An 11962-nucleotide genomic window follows, 5' to 3' on the forward strand; every position below is an offset into this window, starting at 1 on the left:
CATTGACACTGCCTCAATCTTTTTCTAAACTTAGTCTGTATGCTTACGTCATTTTCAGCCAATTTTCTACTTATAGAGGAGAGACACAATGGATTCACAAGATTATTCAAATTCAGCTTCGCTTCCAGGTAAGCGACACTGGAAAATATGGTGGGAACTAATAAGGCCCCATACATTAACAGCCGGTTTTATTCCTGTATTAATGGGAACCGCACTTGCACTCCTTACAGACTCAGTAAATACGCTGTTATTTCTAGCTATGCTTTTTGCCAGCTTGCTCATTCAGGCTGCTACCAATTTATTCAATGAGTATTATGATTTCAAACGAGGACTAGATACCGCAGAATCAGTAGGAATCGGCGGCGGCATTGTTCGTCACGGGATGACACCAAAACTGATTATGCAGCTCGCACTTGTTATGTATACCATATCGTTGCTGCTTGGCATTTATATCTGTGCCGCATCTTCTTGGTGGCTTGCAGCAGTCGGTCTTGTCTGCATGCTGGTCGGCTATTTATATACTGGAGGACCATTCCCAATCTCTTGGACACCATTCGGCGAACTTGCTTCTGGATTCTTTATGGGATTCTTGATTATACTCATTGCCTATTATATTCAAACTGGGCATGTTTCAAGCATAGCTGTATTAGTGGCTGTTCCAAGCGGTATATTAGTAGGACTAATTAATATGGCCAATAATATTCGAGATCATGATGGGGATAAACGCAGCGGACGTAGAACCCTTCCAATTTTACTTGGACAAAAGAAAGCAATTATCTTTATGGGGATTATGTTCGCAATAGCCTATCTCTGGGTAATTGGATTAGTTGTCACTGGAACGGTATCTCCATGGATTCTACTCGCTTTATTAAGTATTCCTAAGGCCGTACAAACAACAAAAGGTTTTGTTGGTAAAACAATGCCTATTGAAATGATGCCTGCCATGAAATCTGCTGGGCAGACCAACACCTTCTTTGGTTTCCTTTTATCGATTGGCTTATTCATCAGTTACTTTATATAACTCTTTACCCCGTGTATCCTTACACGGGGTATTTTTTTTCAATTGTATATCTTGTTTCCCCAGCCTATAAAGCGGGTAATATGTAGTTATAACTAATCGTAAGCGAGACATTAAACACGAGGAGTGATTTCAATGGCTACAAATAAACAGATAGAACACTTAAAAGATATGCTTTTGACTGAACAAGAGCAGGCATCGAATAGAATACAACAAGATAAAGAAACCGTAATTGAAAAAAGTGAAAGAGAAGCTTCAGAAGAGTTATCCTCCTATGATAATCATCCAGGTGACTTAGGCACAGAATTATTTGAAAAAGAAAGAGATATGGCGCTTACTACTCATGCTGAATCACAAAGTGAAAAAATAAGTGAAGCCTTAAATGCTATAGAAGACGGCAGCTATGGAAGATGTAAGACTTGTGGAGGAGATATTCCATACGAACGACTAGAAGCTGTACCAACCACTCTCTACTGCGTTGAACATACACCAAAACAACAATCTACAAGAGACAGACCTGTGGAAGAAGAGATATTGATCCCGTCTCAAGGTGATCACTTTGAAAACAGACGATCAAACGAGATTAACGATAAAGAAGATAGCTTTGCTGAAGTCGCCCGATTCGGAACATCTGAAACGCCTTCAGACTTCACCAAAGATACAGCTAATTATGACGACCTATATGAAACAGAAGATGATACCGATGGCTTTCCTGAAAAGTACGAAGGATATCTCGGAAATGATATTGACGGAAAAAACCGCAAAGCCTATCCGACTAGTCATCAAGAACACGAAGAAGAACTATTAGATAAAGAAAATAAGGAATCTAAGTTAGGTGACATTCCCTACAGAGAAAAAGACAGTTATCTAGATAAAAAGTAATAATTAAAATCCCCTGGCTGCACAGGGGATTTTTCTCTTTGGATGGAAGGAAGTTCTAAGATGAATGAGAAAGTTTTTCAAGAGGAGCAAGATACATGTTACATCTAGGTTTTAAATACTCTTTGAAAATAACGCTTACATATTAAACATAAAAAAAAGATGTACACAATGTGTATACATCTTTTAATATGACCCCTACGGGATTCGAACCCGTGTTACCGCCGTGAAAGGGCGGTGTCTTAACCGCTTGACCAAGGGGCCTACTGGCGGAGAAGGAGGGATTTGAACCCTCGCGCCGCTTACGCGACCTACACCCTTAGCAGGGGCGCCTCTTCAGCCTCTTGAGTACTTCCCCGTGGCTCCGCAGGTAGGACTCGAACCTACGACCGTTCGGTTAACAGCCGAATGCTCTACCACTGAGCTACTGCGGAACAATAATGGTGGGCCTAAATGGACTCGAACCATCGACCTCACGCTTATCAGGCGTGCGCTCTAACCAGCTGAGCTATAGGCCCATTATTGGAGCGGGTGAAGGGAATCGAACCCTCATCATCAGCTTGGAAGGCTGAGGTTTTACCACTAAACTACACCCGCAATATTAAATGGGGCGACTGATGGGAATCGAACCCACGAATGCCTGAACCACAATCAGGTGCGTTAACCACTTCGCCACAACCGCCAAAATAAAATATGGTGGCTCAGGACAGAATCGAACTGCCGACACAAGGATTTTCAGTCCTTTGCTCTACCGACTGAGCTACTGAGCCAATATGTAAATAATAATTTTTAAATAATAATGGCGGTCCGGACGGGACTCGAACCCGCGACCTCCTGCGTGACAGGCAGGCATTCTAACCAACTGAACTACCGGACCATTATGATTGCGGGGACAGGATTTGAACCTGCGACCTTCGGGTTATGAGCCCGACGAGCTACCGAACTGCTCCACCCCGCGATAATAATAATTGTACTAATCTAAATGTCACTGTTTTAAAAAATAATAATGGAGGAGGAAGGGGGATTCGAACCCCCGCGGGTTTTGACACCCCTGTCGGTTTTCAAGACCGATCCCTTCAGCCGAACTTGGGTATTCCTCCACAGTTGAAGATGGTGGACCTTGTAGGACTCGAACCTACGACCGGACGGTTATGAGCCGTCTGCTCTAACCAGCTGAGCTAAAGGTCCTCTAATTTTGGTAGCGGCAGAGGGGATCGAACCCCCGACCTCACGGGTATGAACCGTACGCTCTAGCCAGCTGAGCTACGCCGCCCAAATAGAAGATATATGTGTTATAAAAAATTGGTGGAGCCTAGCGGGATCGAACCGCTGACCTCCTGCGTGCAAGGCAGGCGCTCTCCCAGCTGAGCTAAGGCCCCAAAATTTCATGGTCGGGAAGACAGGATTCGAACCTGCGACCCCTTGGTCCCAAACCAAGTGCTCTACCAAGCTGAGCTACTTCCCGATAAAAAGTGCGCCCGGCGGGAGTCGAACCTACAACCTTCTGATTCGTAGTCAGATGCTCTATCCAATTGAGCTACGGGCGCATATTTAATTAAAAGATGGTGCCGAGGACCGGAATCGAACCGGTACGGTAGTCACCTACCGCAGGATTTTAAGTCCTGTGCGTCTGCCAGTTCCGCCACCCCGGCAAGGAACTAATAAGAATTGGAGCGGAAGACGGGGTTCGAACCCGCGACCCCAACCTTGGCAAGGTTGTATTCTACCACTGAACTACTTCCGCATATTAAGTGCGGGTGAAGGGACTTGAACCCCCACGCCTCGCGGCGCCAGATCCTAAATCTGGTGCGTCTGCCATTCCGCCACACCCGCGATAAAAAATGGTGAGCCATGTAGGATTCGAACCTACGACCCTCTGATTAAAAGTCAGATGCTCTACCAACTGAGCTAATGGCTCATAGATGTCTTGCAGCTTAAAATCAATATGATAAGCTTGTACATCCATAAAAATGGTGCCGGCAAGAGGACTTGAACCCCCAACCTACTGATTACAAGTCAGTTGCTCTACCAGTTGAGCTACACCGGCAGGTGTATAATAAAAATGGTGGAGGATGACGGGATCGAACCGCCGACCCTCTGCTTGTAAGGCAGATGCTCTCCCAGCTGAGCTAATCCTCCATATATATGCTTGGCGACGTCCTACTCTCACAGGGGGAGACCCCCAACTACCATCGGCGCTGAAGAGCTTAACTTCCGTGTTCGGAATGGGAACGGGTGTGGCCTCTTCGCTGTCGCCACCAAACATTTTCAATCTGACTTATATTATTATATAGTCTTTTTGAAATTTTGCAAGAACAATTTTACTTATTCTTTCAAAACTAGATAATAAGAAGGTTTTTGCATGTAATTAAAACGAATGGTTAAGTCCTCGATCGATTAGTATTTGTCAGCTCCACGTGTCACCACGCTTCCACCTCAAACCTATCTACCTGATCATCTTTCAGGGATCTTACTAGCTTACGCTATGGGAAATCTCATCTTGAGGGGGGCTTCATGCTTAGATGCTTTCAGCACTTATCCCGTCCGCACGTAGCTACCCAGCTATGCCTTTGGCAAGACAACTGGTACACCAGCGGTGCGTCCATCCCGGTCCTCTCGTACTAAGGACAGCTCCTCTCAAATTTCCTGCGCCCACGACGGATAGGGACCGAACTGTCTCACGACGTTCTGAACCCAGCTCGCGTACCGCTTTAATGGGCGAACAGCCCAACCCTTGGGACCGACTACAGCCCCAGGATGCGATGAGCCGACATCGAGGTGCCAAACCTCCCCGTCGATGTGGACTCTTGGGGGAGATAAGCCTGTTATCCCCGGGGTAGCTTTTATCCGTTGAGCGATGGCCCTTCCATGCGGAACCACCGGATCACTAAGCCCGACTTTCGTCCCTGCTCGACTTGTAGGTCTCGCAGTCAAGCTCCCTTGTGCCTTTACACTCTACGAATGATTTCCAACCATTCTGAGGGAACCTTTGGGCGCCTCCGTTACTCTTTAGGAGGCGACCGCCCCAGTCAAACTGTCCACCTGACACTGTCTCCCACCCCGATAAGGGGCGCGGGTTAGAATTTCAATACAGCCAGGGTAGTATCCCACCAATGCCTCCACCGAAGCTAGCGCTCCGGTTTCAAAGGCTCCTACCTATCCTGTACAAGCTGTACCAAAATTCAATATCAGGTTACAGTAAAGCTCCACGGGGTCTTTCCGTCCTGTCGCGGGTAACCTGCATCTTCACAGGTACTATAATTTCACCGAGTCTCTCGTTGAGACAGTGCCCAGATCGTTACGCCTTTCGTGCGGGTCGGAACTTACCCGACAAGGAATTTCGCTACCTTAGGACCGTTATAGTTACGGCCGCCGTTTACTGGGGCTTCGGTTCAAAGCTTCGCTTACGCTAACCTCTCCCCTTAACCTTCCAGCACCGGGCAGGCGTCAGCCCCTATACTTCGCCTTGCGGCTTCGCAGAGACCTGTGTTTTTGCTAAACAGTCGCCTGGGCCTATTCACTGCGGCTTTTCCGGGCTATTCACCCTAAAAAGCACCCCTTCTCCCGAAGTTACGGGGTCATTTTGCCGAGTTCCTTAACGAGAGTTCTCTCGCACACCTTAGGATTCTCTCCTCGCCTACCTGTGTCGGTTTGCGGTACGGGCACCCTTTATCTCACTAGAGGCTTTTCTAGGCAGTGTGGAATCAGGAACTTCGGTACTTAATTTCCCTCGCTATCACAGCTCCGCCTTAATGGAAACGGGATTTGCCTCGTTTCCGGCCTAACTGCTTAGACGCGCATATCCAACAGCGCGCTTACCCTATCCTCCTGCGTCCCCCCATCGTTCAAACGATAAATTGGTGGTACAGGAATATCAACCTGTTATCCATCGCCTACGCCTTTCGGCCTCGGCTTAGGTCCCGACTAACCCTGAGCGGACGAGCCTTCCTCAGGAAACCTTGGGCATTCGGTGGAAGGGATTCTCACCCTTCTTTCGCTACTCATACCGGCATTCTCACTTCTAAGCGCTCCACCAGTCCTTACGGTCTAGCTTCGACGCCCTTAGAACGCTCTCCTACCACGGACACCCTACGGTGTCCATCCACAGCTTCGGTGATACGTTTAGCCCCGGTACATTTTCGGCGCGGAGTCACTCGACCAGTGAGCTATTACGCACTCTTTAAATGGTGGCTGCTTCTGAGCCAACATCCTGGTTGTCTAAGCAACTCCACATCCTTTTCCACTTAACGTATACTTTGGGACCTTAGCTGGTGGTCTGGGCTGTTTCCCTTTTGACTACGGATCTTATCACTCGCAGTCTGACTCCCAAGAATAAGTATTTGGCATTCGGAGTTTGACTGAATTCGGTAACCCGTTGGGGGCCCCTAGTCCAATCAGTGCTCTACCTCCAATACTCTCATCTTGAGGCTAGCCCTAAAGCTATTTCGGAGAGAACCAGCTATCTCCAGGTTCGATTGGAATTTCTCCGCTACCCACACCTCATCCCCGCACTTTTCAACGTGCGTGGGTTCGGGCCTCCATTCAGTGTTACCTGAACTTCACCCTGGACATGGGTAGATCACCTGGTTTCGGGTCTACGACCACATACTAATTCGCCCTATTCAGACTCGCTTTCGCTGCGGCTCCGTCTTTTCAACTTAACCTCGCATGGGATCGTAACTCGCCGGTTCATTCTACAAAAGGCACACCATCACCCATTAACGGGCTCTGATTACTTGTAAGCACACGGTTTCAGGATCTATTTCACTCCCCTTCCGGGGTGCTTTTCACCTTTCCCTCACGGTACTGGTTCACTATCGGTCACTAGGGAGTATTTAGCCTTGGGAGATGGTCCTCCCTGTTTCCGACGGGATTTCTCGTGTCCCGCCGTACTCAGGATCCACTCAGGAGGGAACGAAGTTTCAACTACAGGGTTTTTACCTTCTTTGACGGGCCTTTCCAGACCTCTTCATTTACCCCGTTCCTTTGTAACTCCATATTGAGTGTCCTACAACCCCAAGAGGCAAGCCTCTTGGTTTGGGCTGATTCCGTTTCGCTCGCCGCTACTCAGGAAATCGCTATTGCTTTCTCTTCCTCCGGGTACTTAGATGTTTCAGTTCCCCGGGTCTGCCTTCAGTACCCTATGTATTCAGGTAAAGATACTGTTCCATTACGAACAGTGGGTTTCCCCATTCGGAAATCTCTGGATCAACGCTTACTTACAGCTCCCCAAAGCATATCGGTGTTAGTCCCGTCCTTCATCGGCTCCTAGTGCCAAGGCATCCACCGTGCGCCCTTTCTAACTTAACCTACTAAAAAAAACATTCGGTGTTTTAAAAATTGATGCAAAATTTGCCTTCTATCTATTATCTAGTTTTCAAAGAACAAGGTTGAATGAATTACTCATTCAAAACTGAACAAAACAAAAGCGTCACGTTAATTTTCCTTAGAAAGGAGGTGATCCAGCCGCACCTTCCGATACGGCTACCTTGTTACGACTTCACCCCAATCATCTGTCCCACCTTAGGCGGCTGGCTCCTTGCGGTTACCTCACCGACTTCGGGTGTTACAAACTCTCGTGGTGTGACGGGCGGTGTGTACAAGGCCCGGGAACGTATTCACCGCGGCATGCTGATCCGCGATTACTAGCGATTCCGGCTTCATGCAGGCGAGTTGCAGCCTGCAATCCGAACTGAGAATGGCTTTATGAGATTCGCTTACCCTCGCGAGTTTGCAGCTCTTTGTACCATCCATTGTAGCACGTGTGTAGCCCAGGTCATAAGGGGCATGATGATTTGACGTCATCCCCACCTTCCTCCGGTTTATCACCGGCAGTCACCTTAGAGTGCCCAACTGAATGCTGGCAACTAAGATCAAGGGTTGCGCTCGTTGCGGGACTTAACCCAACATCTCACGACACGAGCTGACGACAACCATGCACCACCTGTCACTCTGTCCCCCGAAGGGGAACGTCCTATCTCTAGGAGTGTCAGAGGATGTCAAGACCTGGTAAGGTTCTTCGCGTTGCTTCGAATTAAACCACATGCTCCACCGCTTGTGCGGGCCCCCGTCAATTCCTTTGAGTTTCAGCCTTGCGGCCGTACTCCCCAGGCGGAGTGCTTAATGCGTTAGCTGCAGCACTAAAGGGCGGAAACCCTCTAACACTTAGCACTCATCGTTTACGGCGTGGACTACCAGGGTATCTAATCCTGTTTGCTCCCCACGCTTTCGCGCCTCAGTGTCAGTTATAGACCAGAAAGTCGCCTTCGCCACTGGTGTTCCTCCACATCTCTACGCATTTCACCGCTACACGTGGAATTCCACTTTCCTCTTCTACACTCAAGTTCCCCAGTTTCCAATGACCCTCCCCGGTTGAGCCGGGGGCTTTCACATCAGACTTAAGGAACCACCTGCGCGCGCTTTACGCCCAATAATTCCGGATAACGCTTGCCACCTACGTATTACCGCGGCTGCTGGCACGTAGTTAGCCGTGGCTTTCTGGTTAGGTACCGTCAAGGTACCAGCAGTTACTCTGGTACTTGTTCTTCCCTAACAACAGAACTTTACGACCCGAAAGCCTTCATCGTTCACGCGGCGTTGCTCCGTCAGACTTTCGTCCATTGCGGAAGATTCCCTACTGCTGCCTCCCGTAGGAGTCTGGGCCGTGTCTCAGTCCCAGTGTGGCCGATCACCCTCTCAGGTCGGCTACGCATCGTTGCCTTGGTGAGCCATTACCTCACCAACTAGCTAATGCGCCGCGGGCCCATCTATAAGTGACAGCCGAAACCGTCTTTCCATCTTCTCTCATGCGAGAAAAGAACATATCCGGTATTAGCTCCGGTTTCCCGAAGTTATCCCAGTCTTATAGGCAGGTTGCCCACGTGTTACTCACCCGTCCGCCGCTAATCGTTGAGTAAACTCAACAATTCGCTCGACTTGCATGTATTAGGCACGCCGCCAGCGTTCATCCTGAGCCAGGATCAAACTCTCCGTAGAATGTTTGACTTGCTCGGTTGTTTTTATAGTGTGTACTCACTTCTTTAAAACGTTGACGCTTTGTTTTGTTCAGTTTTCAAAGAGCAATTTCGTTCAGCGTTTCTTCCGAAGCGACTTGATTATCATATCATGTAAGCAGCTTTTATGTCAACAACTTTTTTCGAAATATTTTCATGTGCTTCATTTCGTTTTTTTGTTTGTTGATGTTGTTGCTGTCTTAAGGACAAGAAATAATATACCACGATAAAAATATGTTTGCAATACATTTTTAAAAACTTTTTATAAAAACTCTTCCTACCGTTTCTATTTTTAAAACTCTCTCATTTATTATTCACTAGATTAGTATTCAACAGACATAATACTAAGTCTGTTGAATATGCTTAACTATCAAGTATATCCGAGGTGACACAATGGACTTGCTGCTCGTTGGATTAATTATTTCATACAGCATGACACTATACTTATTTATCATTGCTTATATAGAAGCAATAAAAATTTGCAGTGCTGAAGGTAAAGTCTATGGCGGAACAATGATTGGTAGTTTTACACTTGCTTTGGTCTTTACCAGGTTCACCTATCTATTCTATTCATAATTCTATACCTGTATCTACTATAAAAGCAGTAAGCATAAGCTTACTGCTTTTATAGTGCATCGGAATTGTTCTGTTCATCTCTTAAGAAGATCATGAGGCTTGCCAGAATAATTGCTCCCCCAACTGCTTGTGTCCACTGAATTGTTTCACCTAAGATCCAATAAGCAAGGAGTGCTGCTCCAATTGGCTCGAGAAGAATGGCCATTGATATGGTTGTCGTGCTCACCCACCTTAGTGACCAGTTAAATAGCGAATGTCCAAGTAAATTTGGGAAGATAGCAAGCAGAATAAAATAAATCCAATCACTTGCCGGATACGGACCAAAAGAACTTCCTGCTGCCCATGCATAAATAAATAAGGTAATCGTGCTCGCCGAGTACACAACAAACGTATATGTAATAGAAGAAAGCCTCTTTCTAACTGTCTGCCCTAACAGAAGATAAGCAGTAATGAATCCGCAAGCAATTAAGGCCAGCATGTCCCCAAGTAAAGCCAGTCCGCTCACCCTAAAATCACCCCAACTGATTAACAAACTGCCCAACACAGCAACGACTCCACTAAGAATGGCTTTTACTGAAAATCGCTCCTTGTAAAAGAAGTAAGCACCTGCAAAAGCAAATATCGGCTGCAGGGTTACAAGGACAGTTGAACTTGCTACAGAAGTGTAGGTTAACGATTCAAACCAAAGGATAAAATGAAAGGCTAAGAAAATCCCAGCAGTACTAGCTAACATCCAATCCTTTTTTTTCACTTTCGTAAGCTCCATGCGATATTTCATTAAAAACAAAGGAAGCATTAAAAGAACAGAAAACAAAAGCCGATAAAAAGCAATGATGGCGGACTCCGCAGTTGCAAGCTTAACAAAAATAGCCGATGACGAGACTGAAACCACACCGATTGCAATAATAAAGTAAGGATTTATTTTGGGTTGTTTCATGTTGGTTCCTTTCTATCATCAATGATAAAATGTTTATATCTATTGTACGATATTTCCTAGAAATCTGAGTATATAATCTTTTCCTGTAAATCCCGATTGGAGAGTGACGGCCTCATGGAATGGAGTATCAGCCTTTTAGAATGGCAAATCCTTATGAAATTAGGGATTTCTGCTTTATTAGGACTTATAATTGGCTTAGAGAGAGAAATAAAACGAAAACCAGTTGGCTTAAAAACAAGCCTTGTTATCTCCATTATCAGCTGTCTTCTGACAATTGTATCTATTGAATCAGCTTATAGTTTTCCTGGAAGCGACCAAGTGAATGTCACGATGGATCCCCTGCGTCTCGCAGCACAAATTGTATCAGGTATTGGGTTCCTTGGTGCAGGTGTTATACTCCGCCGTGACAACAATAGTATATCAGGGTTGACAACAGCTGCCATTATCTGGGGAGCGGCGGGAATTGGCATTGCTGTTGGTGCTGGTTTTTATATTGAAGCTATTGTTGGTGTCATCCTATTAATCATTAGCGTAGAATTTGTTCCTTCTTTTATCGCAATGATTGGACCTAAGCAATTACGTCAAAAAGAAATATTGCTTAAACTGACCATTAAAAACAAAAATGACATTGCTGCTGTTATGGAGCGTATTGATGCTGAAAACATTGCTGTCAAAAATGTTCGAATTAAAGACAGAGGCGAAGATAACCACCTTCTTCAATTAAGAATTCTTATTCACCAAAAACAGAAAACCACCGAAATCTATTACACTGTCTCTTCATTTAAAGAAATCTCAGCCGTTGAAATTGAAAATTTATAATGAAATTTTACACCCTCCAACGCATCAAACTTGGAGGGTTTTTTATTTTTCTGGAATTATTAATCAAATTCTATTGACTTTTCTCTGTTTTCCGATAAAATAATTCTTGTACATCAAACGGGGGCTTAGCTCAGCTGGGAGAGCGTTTGGCTGGCAGCCAAGAGGTCAGGGGTTCGATCCCCCTAGTCTCCATACTTCGAAAACCTTTGCGTAGCAAGGGTTTTTTTCTTTTTGTCCCCTTCCATTTTCTACTCGAAAATCATCAAAGTCCACAAAAGTTCACACAGATTCACATTTGATTTTCATTATTAACTTTTGTTTGTGCTTTTCGATCTCTTGTTCATACGAGGAAAATAAACTTATTTTTAACTATTATTTGTTGGCGTGTGCTGCACTAAAAAACAGTATCGGGGCATAGGTTAAAACCCTTGGATGGTTTTTTTCAAGTAAAAGGGTATCTCTATATTCTTTCGCATCCACCATAATAGTAAAGCTATGGGTGAATTATGATTTCGGTGTACAACCTTCCTTATTCATTGATAGCAAAGTAAACAAAACACTTCGGTGGTATACCTCCGAAGTGTTTTGTCCGTACATATATTTATTAACTTATCCAAAGATCCGCCCATCCAGCGCTCATAACAAACTTTGAATATACTTGGCACACTAAATAATCCTCCAATTGAACGGAGGATTCAGGTATTTCCAAGTTATTTATGC

General features: G+C 45.6%; 5 protein-coding genes, 22 tRNA genes and 3 rRNA genes. 5 read left to right on the forward strand and 25 right to left on the reverse strand.

Translation table 11 applies throughout. From position 1 onward, the window contains the following. Window positions 1-88: 88 nt before the first annotated feature. Window positions 89-1021 carry a 1,4-dihydroxy-2-naphthoate polyprenyltransferase gene (locus MHI18_RS08310; protein ID WP_340846916.1) on the forward strand — a complete coding sequence of 311 codons (933 nt, stop codon included), beginning with the start codon at window positions 89-91 and terminating at the stop codon, window positions 1019-1021. Between the two features lie 132 nt (window positions 1022-1153). Beyond that, window positions 1154-1900 (forward strand): TraR/DksA C4-type zinc finger protein, encoded by a 747-nt coding sequence (locus tag MHI18_RS08315; RefSeq protein WP_340846917.1) that lies wholly within the window; start codon window positions 1154-1156, stop codon window positions 1898-1900. Window positions 1901-2089: 189 nt separating this feature from the next. Here the strand turns inward: MHI18_RS08315 and MHI18_RS08320 are convergent. The 24 genes from MHI18_RS08320 to MHI18_RS08435 form a co-directional block, all read right to left on the reverse strand. Continuing rightward, window positions 2090-2161 (reverse strand) — tRNA-Glu (locus tag MHI18_RS08320). A gap of 3 nt (window positions 2162-2164) precedes the next feature. After that, window positions 2165-2255, reverse strand: a tRNA-Ser gene (locus tag MHI18_RS08325). Window position 2256: 1 nt separating this feature from the next. Beyond that, window positions 2257-2331, reverse strand: a tRNA-Asn gene (locus MHI18_RS08330). 7 nt (window positions 2332-2338) lie between these two features. Then, a tRNA-Ile gene (locus tag MHI18_RS08335) sits at window positions 2339-2415 on the reverse strand. A gap of 5 nt (window positions 2416-2420) precedes the next feature. Next, window positions 2421-2494: transfer RNA gene (locus MHI18_RS08340), tRNA-Gly, on the reverse strand. Between the two features lie 9 nt (window positions 2495-2503). Then, window positions 2504-2579: transfer RNA gene (locus MHI18_RS08345), tRNA-His, on the reverse strand. Between the two features lie 12 nt (window positions 2580-2591). Continuing rightward, window positions 2592-2667: transfer RNA gene (locus MHI18_RS08350), tRNA-Phe, on the reverse strand. 30 nt (window positions 2668-2697) lie between these two features. Next, window positions 2698-2774, reverse strand: a tRNA-Asp gene (locus MHI18_RS08355). A 7-nt stretch (window positions 2775-2781) separates the two neighbouring features. Continuing rightward, window positions 2782-2855: transfer RNA gene (locus MHI18_RS08360), tRNA-Met, on the reverse strand. A 49-nt stretch (window positions 2856-2904) separates the two neighbouring features. Then, a tRNA-Ser gene (locus tag MHI18_RS08365) sits at window positions 2905-2997 on the reverse strand. Between the two features lie 11 nt (window positions 2998-3008). Beyond that, window positions 3009-3085 (reverse strand) — tRNA-Ile (locus MHI18_RS08370). Between the two features lie 8 nt (window positions 3086-3093). Continuing rightward, window positions 3094-3170 (reverse strand) — tRNA-Met (locus MHI18_RS08375). A 30-nt stretch (window positions 3171-3200) separates the two neighbouring features. Further along, window positions 3201-3276 (reverse strand) — tRNA-Ala (locus MHI18_RS08380). A gap of 9 nt (window positions 3277-3285) precedes the next feature. Further along, window positions 3286-3362: transfer RNA gene (locus MHI18_RS08385), tRNA-Pro, on the reverse strand. Between the two features lie 8 nt (window positions 3363-3370). After that, window positions 3371-3444, reverse strand: a tRNA-Arg gene (locus tag MHI18_RS08390). Window positions 3445-3460: 16 nt separating this feature from the next. Then, window positions 3461-3549: transfer RNA gene (locus MHI18_RS08395), tRNA-Leu, on the reverse strand. A gap of 17 nt (window positions 3550-3566) precedes the next feature. After that, window positions 3567-3641: transfer RNA gene (locus MHI18_RS08400), tRNA-Gly, on the reverse strand. 8 nt (window positions 3642-3649) lie between these two features. After that, a tRNA-Leu gene (locus MHI18_RS08405) sits at window positions 3650-3730 on the reverse strand. 9 nt (window positions 3731-3739) lie between these two features. Further along, a tRNA-Lys gene (locus tag MHI18_RS08410) sits at window positions 3740-3815 on the reverse strand. A 53-nt stretch (window positions 3816-3868) separates the two neighbouring features. Beyond that, window positions 3869-3944 (reverse strand) — tRNA-Thr (locus MHI18_RS08415). A 16-nt stretch (window positions 3945-3960) separates the two neighbouring features. Continuing rightward, a tRNA-Val gene (locus MHI18_RS08420) sits at window positions 3961-4036 on the reverse strand. An 8-nt stretch (window positions 4037-4044) separates the two neighbouring features. Then, window positions 4045-4160, reverse strand: a 5S ribosomal RNA gene (gene rrf, locus MHI18_RS08425). A gap of 114 nt (window positions 4161-4274) precedes the next feature. Further along, window positions 4275-7207: ribosomal RNA gene (locus tag MHI18_RS08430) — 23S ribosomal RNA — on the reverse strand. Between the two features lie 140 nt (window positions 7208-7347). Then, window positions 7348-8893 (reverse strand): 16S ribosomal RNA (locus MHI18_RS08435). The 16S, 23S and 5S rRNA genes sit together here with 21 tRNA genes alongside, the layout of an rRNA operon. Before the next feature lie 410 nt (window positions 8894-9303). Here MHI18_RS08435 and MHI18_RS08440 point away from each other — a divergent pair. Then, a complete protein-coding gene (locus MHI18_RS08440; RefSeq protein ID WP_040373443.1) occupies window positions 9304-9486 on the forward strand; it encodes a hypothetical protein in 183 nt (60 codons plus the stop codon). A gap of 49 nt (window positions 9487-9535) precedes the next feature. On the opposite strand, the gene MHI18_RS08445 is transcribed toward MHI18_RS08440, so the two are convergent. Then, entirely contained in the window at window positions 9536-10423 is an 888-nt protein-coding gene (locus MHI18_RS08445; RefSeq protein WP_340846918.1) for a DMT family transporter, read from the reverse strand. 114 nt (window positions 10424-10537) lie between these two features. Here MHI18_RS08445 and MHI18_RS08450 point away from each other — a divergent pair, with 114 nt between their 5' ends. Together MHI18_RS08450 and MHI18_RS08455 are read left to right on the forward strand one after the other, a co-directional pair. After that, the gene (locus tag MHI18_RS08450; protein ID WP_340846919.1) at window positions 10538-11242 is read left to right on the forward strand and encodes an MgtC/SapB family protein; all 705 of its coding nucleotides are present in this window, start codon (window positions 10538-10540) and stop codon (window positions 11240-11242) included. 119 nt (window positions 11243-11361) lie between these two features. Beyond that, a tRNA-Ala gene (locus tag MHI18_RS08455) sits at window positions 11362-11434 on the forward strand. The last annotated feature ends 528 nt before the right edge of the window (window positions 11435-11962 follow it).

The sequence above is a fragment of the Peribacillus sp. FSL H8-0477 genome (assembly GCF_038002765.1).
Taxonomy (GTDB): domain Bacteria; phylum Bacillota; class Bacilli; order Bacillales; family DSM-1321; genus Peribacillus.

Bases quoted from the DNA above. Each gene is read 5' to 3' on its own strand.
- MHI18_RS08440 (WP_040373443.1), top strand. From the start codon at position 9,304: ATGGACTTGCTGCTCGTTGGATTAATTATTTCATACAGCATGACACTA.
- MHI18_RS08445 (WP_340846918.1), bottom strand. From the start codon at position 10,423: ATGAAACAACCCAAAATAAATCCTTACTTTATTATTGCAATCGGTGTG.
- MHI18_RS08315 (WP_340846917.1), top strand. From the start codon at position 1,154: ATGGCTACAAATAAACAGATAGAACACTTAAAAGATATGCTTTTGACT.
- MHI18_RS08450 (WP_340846919.1), top strand. From the start codon at position 10,538: ATGGAATGGAGTATCAGCCTTTTAGAATGGCAAATCCTTATGAAATTA.
- MHI18_RS08310 (WP_340846916.1), top strand. From the start codon at position 89: ATGGATTCACAAGATTATTCAAATTCAGCTTCGCTTCCAGGTAAGCGA.